The organism is Sulfitobacter aestuariivivens, from assembly GCF_014763045.1.
GTDB lineage: Bacteria > Pseudomonadota > Alphaproteobacteria > Rhodobacterales > Rhodobacteraceae > Sulfitobacter > Sulfitobacter aestuariivivens.
In genome coordinates this window covers 1,827,777-1,844,815 of the sequence record NZ_JACTAG010000001.1, presented here as the reverse complement: position 1 = coordinate 1,844,815, position 17,039 = coordinate 1,827,777, and the positions used below count along the sequence as shown (strand labels likewise).

General features: G+C 59.3%; 17 protein-coding genes. 9 read left to right on the top strand and 8 right to left on the bottom strand.

What is annotated here, in order from left to right; genetic code table 11:
* Positions 1 to 96: 96 nt before the first annotated feature.
* Positions 97 to 1,089, bottom strand: coding sequence for an NADPH:quinone reductase (locus H9Q16_RS09120; protein WP_191074992.1), 993 nt, complete (start codon positions 1,087 to 1,089; stop codon positions 97 to 99).
* A gap of 60 nt (positions 1,090 to 1,149) precedes the next feature.
* Between H9Q16_RS09120 and H9Q16_RS09115 the strand changes: the two genes are divergently transcribed.
* The gene (locus H9Q16_RS09115; protein ID WP_191074991.1) at positions 1,150 to 2,055 is read left to right on the top strand and encodes a haloalkane dehalogenase; all 906 of its coding nucleotides are present in this window, start codon (positions 1,150 to 1,152) and stop codon (positions 2,053 to 2,055) included.
* Here H9Q16_RS09115 and H9Q16_RS09110 read toward each other — a convergent pair.
* The gene (locus tag H9Q16_RS09110; RefSeq protein ID WP_191074990.1) at positions 2,052 to 2,561 is read right to left on the bottom strand and encodes an SH3 domain-containing protein; all 510 of its coding nucleotides are present in this window, start codon (positions 2,559 to 2,561) and stop codon (positions 2,052 to 2,054) included. The genes H9Q16_RS09115 and H9Q16_RS09110 overlap by 4 nt on opposite strands.
* 118 nt (positions 2,562 to 2,679) lie before the next feature.
* Here H9Q16_RS09110 and H9Q16_RS09105 point away from each other — a divergent pair, with 118 nt between their 5' ends.
* From H9Q16_RS09105 to H9Q16_RS09095, 3 genes are all read left to right on the top strand, one after another.
* A complete protein-coding gene (locus tag H9Q16_RS09105) occupies positions 2,680 to 3,666 on the top strand; it encodes a 2-hydroxyacid dehydrogenase (protein ID WP_191074989.1) in 987 nt (328 codons plus the stop codon).
* A 119-nt stretch (positions 3,667 to 3,785) separates the two neighbouring features.
* Positions 3,786 to 5,561 carry a gamma-glutamyltransferase gene (gene ggt / locus H9Q16_RS09100; protein WP_191074988.1) on the top strand — a complete coding sequence of 592 codons (1,776 nt, stop codon included), beginning with the start codon at positions 3,786 to 3,788 and terminating at the stop codon, positions 5,559 to 5,561.
* A 3-nt stretch (positions 5,562 to 5,564) separates the two neighbouring features.
* Positions 5,565 to 6,971: an FAD-binding oxidoreductase gene (locus H9Q16_RS09095; protein ID WP_191074987.1), complete on the top strand. Its 1,407-nt coding sequence runs from the start codon at positions 5,565 to 5,567 to the stop codon at positions 6,969 to 6,971.
* A 148-nt stretch (positions 6,972 to 7,119) separates the two neighbouring features.
* On the opposite strand, the gene H9Q16_RS09090 is transcribed toward H9Q16_RS09095, so the two are convergent.
* Complete coding sequence (locus tag H9Q16_RS09090; RefSeq protein WP_191074986.1) at positions 7,120 to 7,761, bottom strand: alpha/beta hydrolase family protein; 642 nt, start codon at positions 7,759 to 7,761, stop codon at positions 7,120 to 7,122.
* A gap of 183 nt (positions 7,762 to 7,944) precedes the next feature.
* Here H9Q16_RS09090 and H9Q16_RS09085 point away from each other — a divergent pair, with 183 nt between their 5' ends.
* The 3 genes from H9Q16_RS09085 to H9Q16_RS09075 all read left to right on the top strand — a co-directional run bounded on the left by H9Q16_RS09085 (position 7,945) and on the right by H9Q16_RS09075 (position 11,645).
* A complete protein-coding gene (locus H9Q16_RS09085; RefSeq protein ID WP_191074985.1) occupies positions 7,945 to 10,437 on the top strand; it encodes a GcvT family protein in 2,493 nt (830 codons plus the stop codon).
* Complete coding sequence (locus H9Q16_RS09080) at positions 10,434 to 11,204, top strand: hypothetical protein (RefSeq protein WP_191074984.1); 771 nt, start codon at positions 10,434 to 10,436, stop codon at positions 11,202 to 11,204. The genes H9Q16_RS09085 and H9Q16_RS09080 overlap by 4 nt, the downstream gene beginning before the upstream one ends.
* Positions 11,205 to 11,267: 63 nt before the next feature.
* Positions 11,268 to 11,645 carry a diacylglycerol kinase gene (locus H9Q16_RS09075; RefSeq protein ID WP_191074983.1) on the top strand — a complete coding sequence of 126 codons (378 nt, stop codon included), beginning with the start codon at positions 11,268 to 11,270 and terminating at the stop codon, positions 11,643 to 11,645.
* Here the strand turns inward: H9Q16_RS09075 and H9Q16_RS09070 are convergent.
* The 5 genes from H9Q16_RS09070 to H9Q16_RS09050 are packed head-to-tail and all read right to left on the bottom strand — an operon-like array spanning position 11,642 to position 15,761.
* A complete protein-coding gene (locus tag H9Q16_RS09070) occupies positions 11,642 to 12,433 on the bottom strand; it encodes a GH25 family lysozyme (RefSeq protein ID WP_216859318.1) in 792 nt (263 codons plus the stop codon). The two genes, H9Q16_RS09075 and H9Q16_RS09070, sit on opposite strands and share 4 nt — an antisense overlap.
* A gap of 2 nt (positions 12,434 to 12,435) precedes the next feature.
* Entirely contained in the window at positions 12,436 to 13,086 is a 651-nt protein-coding gene (locus H9Q16_RS09065) for a DUF938 domain-containing protein (RefSeq protein WP_191074982.1), read from the bottom strand.
* Complete coding sequence (locus H9Q16_RS09060; protein ID WP_191074981.1) at positions 13,086 to 14,162, bottom strand: NAD(P)/FAD-dependent oxidoreductase; 1,077 nt, start codon at positions 14,160 to 14,162, stop codon at positions 13,086 to 13,088. Before H9Q16_RS09060 ends, H9Q16_RS09065 begins: the two co-directional genes overlap by 1 nt.
* A complete protein-coding gene (locus H9Q16_RS09055; RefSeq protein ID WP_191074980.1) occupies positions 14,159 to 15,097 on the bottom strand; it encodes an aldo/keto reductase in 939 nt (312 codons plus the stop codon). The genes H9Q16_RS09060 and H9Q16_RS09055 overlap by 4 nt, the downstream gene beginning before the upstream one ends.
* A gap of 40 nt (positions 15,098 to 15,137) precedes the next feature.
* Complete coding sequence (locus tag H9Q16_RS09050; RefSeq protein WP_191074979.1) at positions 15,138 to 15,761, bottom strand: glutathione S-transferase family protein; 624 nt, start codon at positions 15,759 to 15,761, stop codon at positions 15,138 to 15,140.
* A gap of 62 nt (positions 15,762 to 15,823) precedes the next feature.
* Between H9Q16_RS09050 and H9Q16_RS09045 the strand changes: the two genes are divergently transcribed.
* Together H9Q16_RS09045 and H9Q16_RS09040 are read left to right on the top strand one after the other, a co-directional pair.
* Positions 15,824 to 16,219, top strand: a complete 396-nt coding sequence (locus H9Q16_RS09045; protein WP_191074978.1) for an ectoine synthase — start codon at positions 15,824 to 15,826, stop codon at positions 16,217 to 16,219.
* A 3-nt stretch (positions 16,220 to 16,222) separates the two neighbouring features.
* Positions 16,223 to 17,023 carry a HalD/BesD family halogenase gene (locus H9Q16_RS09040; protein WP_343067809.1) on the top strand — a complete coding sequence of 267 codons (801 nt, stop codon included), beginning with the start codon at positions 16,223 to 16,225 and terminating at the stop codon, positions 17,021 to 17,023.
* The last annotated feature ends 16 nt before the right edge of the window (positions 17,024 to 17,039 follow it).

Below are 17,039 nucleotides of genomic sequence, written 5' to 3'. Positions count from 1 at the left end.
ATCCGTGGCGTGGCAATCCCATTACCCTAGGCGCGTCACACGCGGTTGGCAATTTGGATTGCGGGTGCGCCAGGATTATCTCACCGCACCCGATCCCTAAGCTTGGCAATCTATCAAAACCGCGCCGGTGCGTCCGCCTGCCTCGACCGCTTCATGAGCAGCAGGGGTTTCAGACAGGGCAACGATTTGCTGCACGGGGCAGTCCAACGCGCCTTCGCGCAATGCATCATGCAGCCGGGTGACTGCCTGTTCGCGCGGTCCCGCTTGCAACAGGTAAATCAACAGAACGTCGATGTTGACGGCTTTGAACAGGAGCGGACCAAAGGGCACCGTCGGGTTCATTTCCTTTGCAGAACCATACACCGCGATACGGCCGTTGGGTGCGACAATGTCGGCGTCGACGGCAATGTTGTGGCCAAACTCAACCTCCACGATGGTGTCAATCGGATGGCCTTCGTTGGCGTCAACAACGGCGTTTGCCAGATCCTGCGTGCCGTAGGGCAGCACCGTATCGGCGCCTGCGCGCACCACACGGTCGTGATCGCGCTCACTACAGGTGGCAATGACCCGCGCACCGCCCCATTTTGCCAGCTGTACGGCGAGCATGCCGACGGTCCCAGCACCACCCTGTATCAGTACGCTTTCCCCCGCGACTGCCCCGCCCCCAAACACTGCGTGGCAGGCGGTGAGGCCCGGAATGCCAAGGATCGCGCCGGTTTCCAGACTGATATCATTTGGCAGCGGAACGGCTTGATGCGCGGGCAAGGTGATCGCCTGAGCGGCCGTTCCGAACGGGCGCTGCCACTGACCATTCCAGATCCAGACCCGTTGACCGACCCGTTCCTGGTCGATTCCGGCGCCAACTGCTTCGATCACACCGGCACCATCACTGTGTGGGATTATGGTGGGGAAGGCGGGTTTGATCACACCGGGCCGGGTGCCGGCGCGCGCTTTGACATCTGATGGGTTCACGCCGGAAAAGGCGAGTCGGACGCGCACCTCGCCCGCCTGAGGCTCTGCGAGGGCAACATCGTGCAGTTCAAGCACGTCGCGTGCGGGACCGAAGACGGAATATGTGATGGCACGCATGGCACAGGAACCTTGAATTTTTGAGAGCAGCGCGCCTAGTCTGCTGCAAAGGAGACGCCCATGCAATTCCTGCGTACCCCTGACGATCGGTTTGACACCCTAGTCGACTATCCATTTGATCCCAACTACGTCGAAGTTGACGACACTGATGGTGGCGCGCTTCGTGTCCACTACTTGGATGAAGGCCCCAAAGAGGCCGCCCCGGTTCTGCTCATGCACGGGGAGCCGACGTGGAGCTATCTGTATCGGCACATGATCCCGCCGCTGGTCGCTGCAAGTCACCGGGTGATCGCCCCCGATTTGGTCGGTTTTGGAAAATCCGACAAACCTGCCGCACGAAGCGATTACACTTATCAGCGTCATGTGGACTGGATGTCGGATGTCGTCGGGCAGCTTGATCTGAAAGAGGTGACACTTTTTGCGCAGGATTGGGGCGGGCTGATCGGGTTGCGGCTTGTGGCCGCGATGCCGACGCGGTTCGCACGCTTGGTCATTGGAAATACCGCCTTGCCGACCGGAGACCAGCCAATGGGGCCTGAGTTTGCCGCTTGGCGTGAGTATTCGCAAACCGCAGAGCCCTTTGATGCGGGCCGAATTGTCTTTGGCGGGACAACCTCGAAAATTTCACCAGATGAAATCGCCGCCTACAACGCGCCCTATCCGGATGCCAGTTATCAGGCTGGTGCGCGGCAGTTTCCGATGCTGGTACCAGACAGCCCGGACGATCCTGCGGCGGCACCCAACCGGGCGGCCTGGCAGGTTTTGCGCGGGCTCGACCTGCCTGTGCTGACAGCCTTTGGGGCGGACGACAAGATCATGGCCGGGGTTGAAAAGGTGTTTCAGAAGTTGATGCCAGGCGCTGCGGGGCAGGATCACGTCGTGCTGCCCGGCGCGGCACACTTTCTGCAAGAGGATGTGGGGCCAGAACTGGCACGTCGGATCAACGCGTTTATCGCGGTAACTTAGTCTCGGAGTTCGTCCGGCTTTACGCCCCAAACGCGCGCTTTGGGGGCCCAGCCTTTGTAGCCACCCGAGCGCAGTTCGCACCATTCCGCCTTGCACTTGCCAAGGCGCGCGACAACGCCCAGTTCAAGCGCGGCCATGACCGGTGCATTGGGATCGGGACGTGCGTGCAGTTGCAACATGTCTTTTTCAACCAATACAGTCCGGACGCCGGATAAAAGCGAATAATGCACCCAGCCGCCCATGCCATCGCGGTCCTCGACCCGGCGCCAATGGCCGTGCTCAGCTGTAATGCGCAAAGGCATGTTGCGGCGCTGAAAGACCCAGTCGATACGATGGGTCAGGGACGGGCCGCGCCGCACATTGCCCTCGGATGCTTTCATTGACACGAACCGGGGAAGGGGAAGATTGGTCACAGATCCTTTGGTGTCCGCATCTGCTGCTGACACCGTCGATGTCAGCGACACGATACAAACCGCCAGAACGGTGATCCAATTCTTCAAGGTCATGGTGCCTGCCTGCACGAGAGTTCATGTCTCTTTTGCGCCGCGAAGTTCTTGTGCCTCGTCGCCGCTTACGACACCATGCATCAAGGGTGCGACGCGCGCCAAGAGCAGGGAGAACGAGATGTCAAAGAAACGGTTGAGTGTTGTAGTCACGCGACGGTTACCCGACGTGGTTGAAACAAGGCTCTCTGAACTCTTTGACGTGTCTTTACGTGAAAATGACACGCCAATGACCCGTGCAGAGTTGGCTGAGGCGATAACTGCGGCGGATGTCCTGGTCCCTACGGTGACCGACGAGATTGACGCGGCCCTCATCGGGCAGGCGGGAGATCGCCTGAAGCTGATTGCCAATTACGGGGCCGGGGTGGATCATATCGATGTCGCCACGGCACGCCAACGCGGTGTTCTGGTATCCAACACGCCCGGTGTGCTCACGGATGACACCGCGGATATGACCATGGCTCTGATCCTGGCAGTGACACGGCGCATGGCCGAAGGCATGGCCGTCATGCAAAAGGGCGACTGGCAAGGCTGGGCTCCGACGGCACTGTTGGGCGGCCGCGTCGGGGGACGGCGTCTGGGCATTTTGGGGATGGGTCGGATCGGACAGGCCGTGGCAAGGCGGGCGCAGGCCTTCGGGATGCAGGTGCACTATCACAACCGCCGCCGTTTGCATGCAGAAATCGAACAGGGTCTGGAGGCCACCTATTGGGAAAGCCTTGATCAGATGGTGGCCCGGATGGATGTGATCAGTGTGAACTGCCCACACACGCCCTCTACCTTTCATCTGATGAACGCGCGGCGGCTGAAACTGATGAAACCCGAGGCGGTGATCGTCAATACATCACGGGGGGAGGTTATTGACGAGAATGCGTTGACGCGGATGTTGCGTGCGGGTGAGATCAAAGGGGCGGGTCTCGATGTTTATGAACACGGCGTTGACATCAACCCGAGATTGAAGGCCCTGCAAAACGTGGTACTCTTGCCGCATATGGGATCTGCCACACTCGAAGGTCGGATCGAGATGGGCGAGAAAGTGATCATCAACATCAAGACCTTCGATGACGGGCATCGCCCTCCCGATCAGGTAGTTCCATCGATGTTGTGACCAGATTGTGCGGGCAGGCCCGCACACGATTTTTGGATTTGGCCCTGCCAAATCGTTTTGCGAGACGCTGTCTCGCGCTCTGGGACTATTGCGGCCAGAGAAAGCACAGGAGAAAAGTCATGCGATCTACGGTTTATGTTCTGGGGTGTCTGATTGCCGGTGCGGTGAGTGCGCAACAGGCGGCTGATGCGGTCGACCCTGAAGCGGCTGGTGCGGGCGCATTTGCCGGCTTTCCTGAGGAAGTAGCGGCTTCGCTTGACGCGAAAGCTGCGGGTGTACCGGTCGTCTCTGACAACTGGATGGTGTCGGCGGCGAATCCGCACGCCGTAAAGGCGGGTGCCGATGTCTTGTCGGCGGGGGGAACTGCCGCAGATGCGCTGGTTGCAGTGCAGGCAATGCTGGGGTTGGTGGAGCCGCAGTCCTCCGGCCTGGGGGGCGGGGCATTTCTGGTCTGGTATGATGCCGCCTCAGGGCATGTCACCACGCTGGACGGTCGCGAGACCGCACCATTGGCCGCCACGCCAAGGCTTTTTCAGACCAATGAGGGCGAGCCGATGGGGTTTTTCGATGCCGTGGTCGGCGGACGATCTGTCGGAACGCCCGGGACGCCTGCGCTGATGGCGGAAGTGCATGCGCGCTGGGGAAATCAGGACTGGGCCAGTTTGCTGCAGCCAGCCATTACCCTTGCGCAAGATGGATTCTCGGTCTCACCCCGGCTGGCCGGGCTGGTTGAGAGAGATCAGGAGCGGCTGGCAAGCTCTGACGTGACGGCGGGGTATTTCTTGCCGGACGGGGTGCCGGTGCAGGCAGGGGACAGGCTGGTCAACGCGCCCTATGCCGCGACGCTGAGGGCGCTGGCCGACCGGGGCACAGTTGCGTTTTATACCGGTGAGATTGGAGCAAGCATCGTCGCCACGGTGCAGGGTGCCGAGAACGCGGGTGTGCTGTCTCAGACAGATCTGGCGATCTACAGCGTAAAAGAGCGCGAAGCTGTCTGCGCGCGCTATCGAGGACATGACGTTTGCGGCATGGGTCCGCCATCGTCGGGCGCTGTGGCGGTTGGGCAGATTCTGGGCTTGCTGGAGGGGTATGATTTGTCAGCAGGTCCGCAGGATGTCGAGGTGCGCCGCTTGATGGGCGATGCGGCACGTCTGACGTTTGCGGATCGGGGGCGCTATCTGGCGGACAGCGATTACGTGCCGGTGCCGGTGCAGGGCTTGTTGGATCCGGCTTATCTGGCAGAGCGCGCCAAGCTGCTGGCGGGTGACGATGCGCTGCCGGAGGTGTCACCGGGCGATCCGGCGTTTGATCATGCGTTGCATTGGGCCGATGATGTTTCGCTTGAGCTGCCCTCGACCAGTCACATTTCCATTGTCGATGCGGCAGGGAATGTTGCGAGCATGACGACGACGATTGAGAACGGCTTTGGCAGCCGTTTGATGGTCGGTGGCTTCCTGCTCAACAACGAGTTGACGGATTTTTCGTTTCGGTCGCACCGGGACGGGGTGCCGATCGCCAATCGGCTGGAGCCGGGCAAGCGGCCACGGTCGTCCATGTCGCCGACGATCGTCTTGAAGGACGGCAAGCCGGTGCTGGCGGTGGGCAGCCCGGGCGGCAGTCGGATCATTGGGTATACGGCACAGGCGATCATTGCCTATCTAGATTGGGGGATGAATGTGCAGGCTGCGGTGAGCGCGCCGCATGCGGTCAATCGCTTTGGCAAATACGACCTGGAGGAGGGAACCGCTGCTGCGGAACTTGAAGGGGGGCTCTCCGAGATGGGTTTTGAGGTGGGGACTCGGGCCTTGACCTCGGGTTTGCATATGATTGCTATCGGTGAGGAACTGCGCGGTGGCGCCGACCCGCGCCGTGAAGGTATTGCTTTGGGAGGGTGATCAATGGTTGAGGTTGCAGCGCTTGCGCGCAATGAGGATGGCATCGGCACCGTCCTTGGTATTTTGAAGCAACAGTTCGGAGAACGGTGTCAAACCGGTGAGGCCATTCGGCAGCAGCACGGCCACACCACCACTTGGATTGAAAACCAGCCGCCTGATGGCGTTGTCTTTGCAACCTCAACCCAAGAGGTTTCTGACGTGGTGCGGGTCTGTGCGGATCATAAGGTGCCGATCATTGCCTATGGTACCGGCACGTCGCTGGAAGGGCATGTGAATGCGCCTGCGGGCGGGATATGCATTGACCTGATGCAGATGGATCAGGTGTTGGAGGTCAATGCCGCAGACCTTGACTGTCGGGTCCAGCCCGGGGTTACACGCGAAGCACTCAATACCTATCTGCGCGATCAGGGGCTGTTTTTCCCGATCGATCCGGGGGCCAATGCCTCTATCGGAGGGATGACCGCAACGCGGGCAAGCGGTACCAACGCCGTGCGATACGGCACCATGAAAGACAACGTCCTGAGCCTTGAAGCCGTGATGGCGGATGGCACGGTCATTCGTACGGCGTCGCGGGCGAGAAAATCTTCGGCCGGATATGACCTGACCCGCTTGCTGGTGGGGTCGGAAGGCACGCTTGCGATGATCACCGAGATCACTTTGCGATTGCAGGGCATACCCGAAGCGATTTCGGCGGCACGCTGTTCGTTTCCGACGGTTGAGGCGGCGTCCCGTGCCGTGATGGCAACGATCCAGTATGGTCTGCCGGTGGCGCGGATAGAGCTGTTGGACGCGATGGTGGTCCAAGCGCTCAATGGGTATTCAAAGCTGGACTTACCTGAAACACCGCTGCTGCTGTTGGAATTCCATGGGTCGGACGCGGGCGTGGCAGAACAGGCCGAGACCTTTGGCATGTTGGCGGAGGAAGAGGGCGGCACGGGATTCGCGGCGACGGCGTCGCTGGAAGAACGCAACAAGCTTTGGCAGGCACGTCACGACGCCTATTGGGCCATGTTGGCACTAAGGCCTGGATGCGACGCGGTTGCGACGGACGTCTGCGTGCCGATTTCTCGGCTGGCCGATGCCGTGACAGCCTGCGATGAGATGGCGCGCGAAATGGATTTGATCGCGCCAGTCGTGGGCCATGCGGGGGATGGTAATTTCCACGCATCCCTGTTGATCGACAAGGCGGATCAGGATGAACAGGCGCGGGCGGCTGAGTTTATCAGTTGGCTGAATGATCTGGCGATTTCCATGGATGGGACCTGCACGGGGGAACATGGCATCGGGCAGGGCAAAAGGCCTTACCTGGTGAAAGAGCTGGGGCAGGGGACCGTCGATGTGATGGGAGCGATCAAGAAGGCGCTGGATCCGGATAACATTCTGAATCCAGGCAAGATTTTGCCCGGGTGATCTGGCTGGGCGGGCTGCCGCCCGCATGTGATCTTATTGATTTCGGTCCCCGAAATCGCTTTGCGAGACGCTGTCTCGCGCTCTGGGAATATTGTGGCCAGAGAAAGGGCAGGCACCACGCGGTTTCGGCGTTTGGACCGATTTTGGATCAGGCGGGCCAGGACGTGGGAACACGATCCTTGATGCGTTTGAGTTTGAGAAGATCCGCGTAGTTGTGGATCTTGTGGTCTTCGTCCGCGTCCAGTTCATCCGGGCGCAGCCAGTAGCGGCTTCCGATGGTGCGAAAACCGAGGAATTTGGGTGGGACGTGGCAGACCGCGTCGTCGATTCGGCAGACATTGATCACCCAGCCTTCATTCGGCAGCCGGTCACGGGTGCGACAGGTCTGGGGTGAGGCGAAGGCGATGGTGGGGGTGCGCAGAGACATGCCCACGATCTGAGCGGATGCCGCACCGAGAGAATGGCCCACGATGAATTTGGGATTCAGGCCCTTGGCGAACATGTAGACCATCTGGGCATGTTGCAGAAATCCAGCGTGCCATAGCGCGCCGCTGTCGCCTGCAACAACTTCGAAGCCGTGGCCGTCCACCGTAGTGGCGCCGCCCATGTTCAGATTGAAGTCAAACCAGTCGGAAAATTCATTTGTGCCGGGAATGACAAGGGTACCATTCTTGAGATAAACCGCCTGCACACCCGCCACGTCGATTGCAGTATGAACTTCACTTGTGTTGCTGCGGGCGTAGGTTTGCGCCATCATTTCGGCGGCATCGAGCAGGGAAATCTTGGACATGTCGGCAACTCCGTTGGCTGCAATTGAGGTTGTGAAATGCCATCAGTTAACCAGTTTCCCGCATAGCGTGTCTAGTCGCCCGGATTGGCAGGTCGGTTTTCTGCGTATTTGCGTCGGCTGGTGCCCGCGCGAAACCTGTGTGCGGCCCTAAAACAGGGGCCAGACGGGTAGAGGAATCATGTCATGAAAACGAACGTCAAAGCATTGGTTGTGGGCGGCGGCGCCGTGGGGACGTCAATTGCCTATCATCTGGCGAAAGCCGGTTGGGATGATGTGATGCTGCTGGAGCGCGATGAACTGACATCTGGCTCGACGTGGCATGCGGCGGGGTTATTGCCCTATTTCAACATGTCCTATGCAACGACACATATTCATGACTATTCGATCCGGTTCTACAAAACGCTTGAAGAAGAGACCGGGCTGAATGCGGGCTTTGCCGTGGTTGGCAACCTGCGCATGGCGCAGACGGATGCGCGGATGGATGAATATATGCTTTACGCCTCCACCGCCGAGACCTGCGGGGTGCCGTATGTTTTCATGACGCCCGATGAGGTGAAGGCGAAATGGCCGCTCATTCGGACTGAAGACCTCAAAGGAGCGCTTTACCATCATACCGATGGCTACATTAACCCCGCCGATGTCACGATGGCGATGGCCAAGGGGGCGCGCCAACGCGGTGTGGCGATTGAGCGTAAGTGGCAGGCGGATGCGTTTGAGTGGAACGGCGAAGCCTGGGACGTGACCTGCACGAAAATGGTCGAAAAAGGTGGCAATCTGGTGCCCACTGACGAACAGGTGGTGATCACTGCGGAGCATGTTGTGACGGCGTCGGGCAACCACGCGCAGCGGACGGCAAAGATGCTTGGGATCAAGATGCCGGCGATCCCGGTGGAGCATCAGTTCATCGTGATGGATCAGGATCCGGAACTGGTGAAATGGCGCGGGGACGGCAATGTCGAACACCCTGTGATCCGTGACGCCGATGCCCAGTCCTATGTACGCGAGGAGCGGGGAGGCTGGATTCTGGGTGTCTATGAGCACGGTGCGCCTGCGCGGTTCGAACACGGGGTGCCTGACAGTTTTCGGGCGGATCTGTTCCAACTGGATCTGGACCGGATCGAAGACCAATACGCAGCGATGATCCACCGGGTCCCGTCCTGTGAGGAAAGCGGTCTGAAGGACGATTTCAACGGACCGATCTGCTATACACCAGATGGCAATCCGCTGGTTGGCCCTGCACCGGGGCTGCGCAATATGTGGCTGGCCGAAGGCTTTTCCTTTGGTATCACTGCCGCAGGGGGAACAGGCTACTATCTGGCTCAGATGATGGTCGATGGTGAAGCCGAGATTGACATGGCGTCGCTTGATCCCAAACGTTACGGCGACTGGATGACCACCGAGTTCGCAGCGCGCAAGAACGAAGAATGCTATAGCCACGTCTATATCCTGCACCACCCGGATGAAGAGCGTGAAGCTTGCCGCCCGTTGCGCACGGCACCCGCCTATGATCGCCAGAAGGCGCGCGGCGCGCAGTTCGGCTGGGTCAATGGCTGGGAAAGGCCCAATTACTTTGCCCCCGAAGGGTTCAACGATCTGGAAAGCCGATCCTTCCGGCGTGGTGACTGGTGGCAGTATGCCGCCCAAGAGGCGAAAGCGATCCGTGAAGGTGTGGGCCTGATCGATGCGACGGCTTTTACCAAGCATCTGGTGAAAGGGCCCGGCGCGACGCAGTTTCTGGATTGGTTCACCTGCAACAAGCTGCCGTCGGTGGGGCGTATCAACCTGACCTATGCCCTGACGCAGGCCGGTACGACACGGACGGAATACACGATCGTGCGGTTGGCAGAGAACGAATACTACCTTGTCTCGGCGGGTGCCTGGACAGCCTATGACGCTGACTTTTTGCGCAAGGCGATTGAGGATAAGGCACCGGAGTTCGGTTATATCGAGTGTCATGACGTGACCACGCAGTGGGGCGTTTTTGCCATTGCCGGACCGAAATCACGCGATGTGCTGAACGAACTGGTGGTCGACGCCGACCCGGCGACAGTGCTCAGCAACAAGCGCTTTCCGTGGCTGACCATGCGCAATATCGAGCTTGGCATGTGCCCGGTGCGCGCGATCCGCGTGGCCTATACCGGAGAGCTGGGATGGGAGCTGCATCACCCTATCGAGATGCAGAATTACCTCTTTGATCAGCTTGAAAAAGCAGGCGAGACGCACGGGATGAAGCTGGTCGGCGCGCGTGCACAAAACTGGCTTCGGCAGGAAAAATCATATCGCGCCTTTGGCACAGAACTGGGCCGTGACGCGACGCCACTTGAGGCTGATTTGCCCCGCTTTGTGGATATGTCGAAGGAGTTTCATGGCAAGCAGGCCATGGCAGATCACGGCATCAACGCGAAATGCGTTACCGTGCTAATTGACGGGCCCGACGACGCTGATCCCTGGGGTCGCGAGGTTCTGTATGTGGGGGATGATCGTACCGGACGCCTGACATCGGGGGGCTATTCTGTGCACTTTGGCAAATCCATTGGCATGGGCTATGTCAAACCCGAACACGCCGTGGTGGGCCAGAAGCTGAAGGTCAAGATGTTCGATCAATTGTGGGATGCCGAGATTGTCGAGGACAGTCCCTACGATCCCAGGAATGCGAATATCCGGATAGACGGGTGACACCTCGGACAACCGTTTTGGCGATCTGCCTGCTGGCAGCTCTGGCCGCGGCTGTGTTTCGAGACAATCCACTGACCCGGGCCGCGCAGGGACACGCGCAATCCGTGGCCGTGGCGGCAGGGGCCACTTATGTGACCCTGCGCACCCTCAACGCGCTTTTGTCCACGGCGCAGGAGTTCGAAGTTGGCCTGTCCTTTATCGCATCAGGCTCTGCCCAGCCGTTGAAGTGGCTGGAGCCGATTGACGACACGGTGGAACGCATCGCCTCGCTGGTCTTCGGGATCATGGTGGCGACCGGCATACTGGCCGTTGCGCTTGGTCCGGTCAGTGCGATCGGGATGGCGTTGCTGGCCGTAGCGCTGGCCCTGCGACTGTTCCTTCAAGGGCGCGAAGATGGGCTGGATCGAAAGCTGGGTTGGTATGGCGCATTTCTTGGACTGGCGCTGCCGGTTGCGCTTATCATCTCAGCACCTCTTGCAAGCGTTTTGACTGGTGACACCTATCGAGAGAATATAGCCGTTATCGACGACATCACGGTCAAGTTCGGCAAAACCGAGGTGCTTGAACAGGACGAACCCGGATTTGCGGAATATCGTGAATTGGCTGGTAACATCGCCGCGCGGGCAGATGACTTAATCGGCGCATTGCTGATGGTGTTGGGTGTGCATGTCTTTGGTCTGCTGATCCTGCCGCTGTTGTTGATTGGTGGTATGTTTGTCATCGCGCGCCACTTTGCGCGGGCGCGACCGACGAAACTCTCAACCTGATCTTTGCCTTGCATTATCTGTAGGGCCAGCGCAGCATGTCAGGCTGTGCAGAAAGGATGACCTGTGGCCAATCAACCGCTTAAAGGCTTGGAACGTCTGCGTGCCGCGTGGCGAAACTCCAGCGTTGGATTTCGTGACATATGGCGTGATGAGGAAGCATTTCGTCTTGAGTGCATCCTTTTCTTGGTGTCGATCCCCATCGCGGTCTGGCTGGGGCAAACAGCGGCCGCGACTGCATTACTGATCGTGTCAGGTCTGTTTGTGCTGATCGTCGAGGTGATCAATTCGTCCATTGAGGCCGCGATTGACCGGATCGGACCCGAGCGGCATGAGCTGTCGCGCAAAGCAAAAGATCTCGGCTCGCTCGCTGTGCTGATGTCGACTTTCGTACCGGGCATTACCTGGACCGCTGTAATCATCGACAGGCTGATTGGCACCTAGCGCTTTCTTGCCGCCACCCACCGTTGCCACTCCGCCCGGTTGCCGGCAAAGACGTTCAGGTCGACCTCACCCAAGATCCCCGGCACAATCCCGGTTGCGGTATATTGCCAAAAGGTCCAGCGTTCGCCGGGATAGACGTCGGACACTTGCTTTGCGGTGGAACGCAACCAGAATTCCCACCCTGTCATCCGCCGCAGATCGTTCTCGCGATAGAACTTGGGTGTTGTGTAGATGATGGGCTTTTGCCCGTAGTGATCGGTGACAATCCGCAGCCAGGTGCGCATCTGTCGCCGTACCTCGGCCGCAGGCGGGCGCACTGTGGCGCAGGTGGGCGAAAATGGGTTCCATTCCATGTCCAGCACCGGCGGCAGCATATTGCCACGCGGCACATTGCGGATGAACCAGCGGGCCTGAACCTCGGGCGAGGTGCAGAAGTAGTAAAAATGATAGGCCCCGCGTTCAACCCCCGCGCGGGCGGCGCCGCGCCAGTGGTTCTTGAATTCCAGATCCAGCAAATCACCACCCTCAGTGGCCTTGATGAAGGCAAAGTTCACGCCATTTCGCCGGGCTGTGTTCCAGTCGATGCTTTTCTGAAAGCGGGCGGCATCAATGCCGTGCACAGGAAAATTGCCGGGCGCGCGGCCTGAGAAATCAACCGGATCGGCATCGCTGAAACGAGGGGCAAAAATGACACCGGGCTCTGCTGGTGGCGCACTGGCACGGGGTGCCGCACCACATGCGGCAAGGGCAAGAAGGGCAAGCAGGGCAAAACGGCGCATGGGCAACATGGTCACTCTTTCCGGGCGATAAGCGCCAGATTGTTGGCGGGCATTTCCACGCTTTCGATGGTGGCCATTCCAGCATCGCCTAGCCACGCCACGATGTCGAGATCGTCCTTGTAGCCAATTGCCGGATCAGCGCCCCGCAGCTCAGCGTCAAACCGCTGATCACCAGCGCTGGTCAGCACGCCATCACGTTTGAAGGGGCCATAAAGAAACAGCACGCCACCTTTGGCGAGCGCCTTGGCGGCCTCGGAGACGACTGTGCGAGCATCGGATACCGAGATCAGATGCAGCAGGTTAATCAGCACAATCAGGTCTTTTCTGGCGTGGTCTGTGTACCATCCCGGAACTGTCGCATCCAGGTGTTGTGCTGGCAGGATATTGTCCAGTACTGCCTCTTTTCTATAGGCATCGATACTATATAGCCGGGCCGGATCAACGTCGGTAGGTTGCCATTCGATATCCCGCAATGCGTTGGCGAAAGCTGTGATATGTTGGCCCGTCCCACTGGCAATCTCCAGCGCGCGGCCACGGGTCGGCGCTATTTTTCGCAAAAGGTCCGTCAGTGCGGCGGCATTCCGCGCCGCCGCCGGGGCATGAAGTTTCTGACCCTCTTGTGCGCGCACAACAGATGCGCTGGGCGGCAAGCCTTGGGCCATCAGCGCAAGCGCTCGGGGCGCAACTGGGCCACGACCTCTGGCGCGATCTGAGGGCTGCGCCCGAACGCGAGATCCGCCACCAATTGCGACGCGGCGGGTGCTGTCTGAAATCCGTAGCCACCTTGTGCGGCACACCAGATAAATTCTGGCATTGCAGGATCGGGGCCCAACACCAGCGCACGGTCAGGTGCAAAACTGCGCAACCCGGCCCACGAGGACAGCAGGCGGTCGACAGGCGTGGTCACCATCGCCTCGTAGCGCGCCAACCCTTCGGCCAGCACCATGTCATCGGCCCAGGCGTCGTGCGGTTCTACCGGGTCTTCATCTGCAGGGGATACCAGCAAGGCACCAGCATCTGGCTTGGCGTACCAACTTTCGCCAACACCAAAGAACATAGGCCAGGCGCTGACATCATGACCGCCGGGTGCCGGAATGCGCGCCATCGAACGGCGCAACGGTTGCAGGCCGATGCGCCGGATTCCGGCCAAGACCGCTATCTGGTCAGCCCAGGCCCCCGCAGCATTGACCAGACGTTTTGCTTCATAGGTTTCGGTTGCCGTCTTGATCTGCCAGCCGCCAGTCACGCGGCGTACGTCAGAAACCTCGGCCTGGGTCACGACCTGACCCTGATTGCCCGTCACCACACGGCGAAAATCGTGGATCATCCGGTCTGTATCCAGATCATAGGCTGCTGCATGATAGGCGGCCTGGCTGACCAGTGCAGGGTCAAGAATGGGAACCAGATCGCAGGCCTCGCCCGCGCTGATCCGTGCGAGCCCCATGGTGCTGAGGTCATGCTCGAACACGTCGCGTTCATCTTCCCGCGCGGCAATCAGCAGCCCGCGTGCGCTGGTGTAACCGCCGTTTGCCTCGAAATGATAGGCCGCACTGGCCTTGTTGAGCGCGACCGTGCTGGGCAGCCCGTAGTTTTCCTCGAACAAGGCGGCGGACCGGCCCGAGGCATGATAGCCAAGCGCGTCCTCGCGTTCCAACAATATGACACTGGCGTCCTGCGATAGGCGTGCGGCTGCGGAAATCCCGGCGATGCCGCCACCGATGACAATGAATTCGATCATTCTTGTTCTTCGGTCCTGTCTGTCGCAGGTGGTGGCGTGGGAGCAAGCGCGGCGATGCGCGCATAAAGCTCCGGTGTCATCTCGAAATCGAACGCTGCAAGGGACGGTCCAAGCTGTTCCACAGTGCGGGCCGATATGATCGGTGTCGGGCCGGTTTGGTGCGCACCCACCCAAGCGACCGCCAAAGTTGCTGGCGAGACGCCCATTTCGTCAGCCAAACGTGCCAATCCACTGGCGCCTTCATGCATCGCATCCTGACTGTATCGCGCAGCATAGCGATCATCCTCCGTCAATCGTCCGACGGCACCTTGCGCGTACTTCCCAGTCAGCAAGCCGCCACCCAAGGGCGAATAGGGCGCGACAAGAATGCCCAGATCATCAGCCATCGGCAGAATTTCCACTTCGGCCTGTCGCTTTACGAGGTTGTACATTGGCTGCAGTATCGAAATCGCCAGATCAAATTCGGACGCGATGCCCGCAGCCTTGACCACTTGCCATGCTGCAAAATTTGAGACCCCAACATAACGGATCACCCCTGTGTCACGCAGTCCTGCAAGCGCTTCAAAACTTTCGCGCAGGTCGGTCGTTGGGTCAAAACGGTGGAGGTAAAGCACATCAAGCCTATCCATCTGCATGCGCTGGCGCGATGTGTCAGCACTGGCGCGGATATTCTCTGCCGTCGCGGGTTTGTCATACGCTGCTTTGGTCGCGATAATCAGGTCATCGCGCTTGTCCTTGGCGAACAGACCCAACAATTTCTCTGAGTTGCCATCGGTGTAGACATGCGCGGTATCGAAATGGGTGATGCCTGCTTCTAGACAGGTTTCGAACATGGCGCGTGACTGATCTGCATCGGCTTTGCCACCAAACTGCATGGTCCCAAAGGCAAGTCGGCTGGCAGGGAGGCCACCGGGGCTGGTGATCAACTTGGACATAAGCGTCGATTTGGCATGGCGTGCTTTCGTGCGCAACGCATCAGTTGTCACCTTGCGCGGAACGGCCCTTCTGGGTGGCGCGTTGGTAGGCTTCCCGCCCCTGAATCATCTCTACAAAGCCTGCAAGAGCCGGGTAATCGTCACCGCGCTCTTGGCGCATGGCAATTTCTGCTGGGAAACTCAGCATGATATCCGCCGCACTCAGGCTGTCTTGCACAAAGTGTCCGGACGGGCGCAACATATCGTTCATATAGCGATAGTGTCGGTCCAGCTCTGATGTGATGCGGGGATGCAGCGGTTTGCCTGCGTCCCCCAGATTGCTGACGTAGAGATTGAGCAGGATGGGTGTCATTGCCGAACCTTCTGCAAAATGCATGGCCTCAAGATGGCGCAGATATGCAGGCGTGCCGCGTTCGGGGATCATCTGCGGGGCAAAACGCTCACACAGAACTTCGACGATCGCGGCACTTTCGACCACCAGTTCGCCGTCGATTTCGATCATCGGGGATTTGCCCAAAGGGTGGACCAGTGCCAGTTCTGGCGGGGCCAGATTGGTCTTGGGGTCGCGCTGGTAGGCGGCGACCTTGTAGGGTTCGCCGATCTCTTCCAGAAGCCAGAGGATACGGTGCGAGCGTGAGCGATTGAGATGATGCAGGGTAATCATCTGACAAACCTAGCGCGGAACGCTCAAGACTGGCAATCTGATTGCGCAAAGGGGAGGGACGGATGATTATTCAGGACAGGAACGACCTGCGCGGCACCGCCCGTGATGCGGCTGGAGATGGCTGGACATCGCTCCGGTTGCTGGTGAAATCCGATGGCATGGGGTTTTCCATGACCGAAACGCAGGTGTTGCCCGGTGCGGTGCTCAGGCTGCAGTATAAGCATCACATTGAAGCGTGTTATTGTATCGGCGGCGTCGGCACGGTGCACGCGGTTGATGCCGGAACCGAACATATCATTCGCGCCGGTATTCTATATGCTCCAAATATGCATGATCGTCACGAGATCCATGTGCCTGCAGGTGGCGGGCCATTGCATCTGATCTGTGTCTTTTCCCCTGCGCTGGAGGGCGATGAAGTACATGGACCGGACGGATCTTATGCAGCCAGAAAGGACTAGCTTGTGAACAAAGAAAACGCATCGCTGTCGTTGTCCAAGATCGTTGATCTGGCCACGCACCAGATCCGTGACAGCACCTATCAACAGGCTGGCGCCGATACCCTGGATCGTGAGGGCGTGCTGGTGCTGAAAGACTTCATCTTACCCAATGCGCTGGCAGCAATGGTGATCGAAGCGCGCGAAGGCCGCAAGAGCGCGTACTTCTGTGCGCAGAACCACTCTGTTTACCTGACCCCACCCGATGATCGCTTTGCGGCAGAGCATCCTGCAAACCGGCAGGTGGTTTCGTCAAAAGGATGCATCTGTGATGATCATATCGCGGCAAATTCACCGCTGCGTCTGCTGTACGATCACCCGGACTTCCGTGGGTTCGTCTCTGGCGTAACCGGGCAAACCGCGTTGCACCCCTATGCGGATCCCCTGTCGTCTATTAACATCCATTATGCGGAGCGAGGTCAGGAGCTGGGATGGCATTTTGACAATTCGTCCTTCGCAATCACCCTTTTGATCCAGAAACCCGATGCCGGTGCGCATTTCGAATACGTGCAAAACCTGCGCGATTCAGTCGCTGGAGAGATGAACTATGACGGCGTGGCTGATGTGCTGGATGGCAGGGCCCAGCCAAAGGTATTGACCATGGAGCCTGGCACGCTGGTGCTGTTTCGGGGGCGCAATTCCTTGCACCGTGTCTCGCCCAACGAGAGCGATCGCACGCGTATGCTGGCGGTGCTTGCGTACAACGACGCGCCGGGTGTCGCGCTGTCGGAAAGTGCGCGACAGACCTTTTATGGGCGGTTGGACTAGGCTTGGATCTACCGGG

Excerpts from the sequence above, each read along its gene's own strand:
- H9Q16_RS09120 (WP_191074992.1), bottom strand. The coding sequence starts at position 1,089 with ATGCGTGCCATCACATATTCCGTCTTCGGTCCCGCACGCGACGTGCTT.
- H9Q16_RS09115 (WP_191074991.1), top strand. The coding sequence starts at position 1,150 with ATGCAATTCCTGCGTACCCCTGACGATCGGTTTGACACCCTAGTCGAC.
- H9Q16_RS09110 (WP_191074990.1), bottom strand. The coding sequence starts at position 2,561 with ATGACCTTGAAGAATTGGATCACCGTTCTGGCGGTTTGTATCGTGTCG.
- H9Q16_RS09105 (WP_191074989.1), top strand. The coding sequence starts at position 2,680 with ATGTCAAAGAAACGGTTGAGTGTTGTAGTCACGCGACGGTTACCCGAC.
- ggt (WP_191074988.1), top strand. The coding sequence starts at position 3,786 with ATGCGATCTACGGTTTATGTTCTGGGGTGTCTGATTGCCGGTGCGGTG.
- H9Q16_RS09095 (WP_191074987.1), top strand. The coding sequence starts at position 5,565 with ATGGTTGAGGTTGCAGCGCTTGCGCGCAATGAGGATGGCATCGGCACC.
- H9Q16_RS09090 (WP_191074986.1), bottom strand. The coding sequence starts at position 7,761 with ATGTCCAAGATTTCCCTGCTCGATGCCGCCGAAATGATGGCGCAAACC.
- H9Q16_RS09085 (WP_191074985.1), top strand. The coding sequence starts at position 7,945 with ATGAAAACGAACGTCAAAGCATTGGTTGTGGGCGGCGGCGCCGTGGGG.
- H9Q16_RS09070 (WP_216859318.1), bottom strand. The coding sequence starts at position 12,433 with ATGTTGCCCATGCGCCGTTTTGCCCTGCTTGCCCTTCTTGCCCTTGCC.
- H9Q16_RS09065 (WP_191074982.1), bottom strand. The coding sequence starts at position 13,086 with ATGGCCCAAGGCTTGCCGCCCAGCGCATCTGTTGTGCGCGCACAAGAG.
- H9Q16_RS09060 (WP_191074981.1), bottom strand. The coding sequence starts at position 14,162 with ATGATCGAATTCATTGTCATCGGTGGCGGCATCGCCGGGATTTCCGCA.
- H9Q16_RS09055 (WP_191074980.1), bottom strand. The coding sequence starts at position 15,097 with ATGTCCAAGTTGATCACCAGCCCCGGTGGCCTCCCTGCCAGCCGACTT.
- H9Q16_RS09050 (WP_191074979.1), bottom strand. The coding sequence starts at position 15,761 with ATGATTACCCTGCATCATCTCAATCGCTCACGCTCGCACCGTATCCTC.
- H9Q16_RS09045 (WP_191074978.1), top strand. The coding sequence starts at position 15,824 with ATGATTATTCAGGACAGGAACGACCTGCGCGGCACCGCCCGTGATGCG.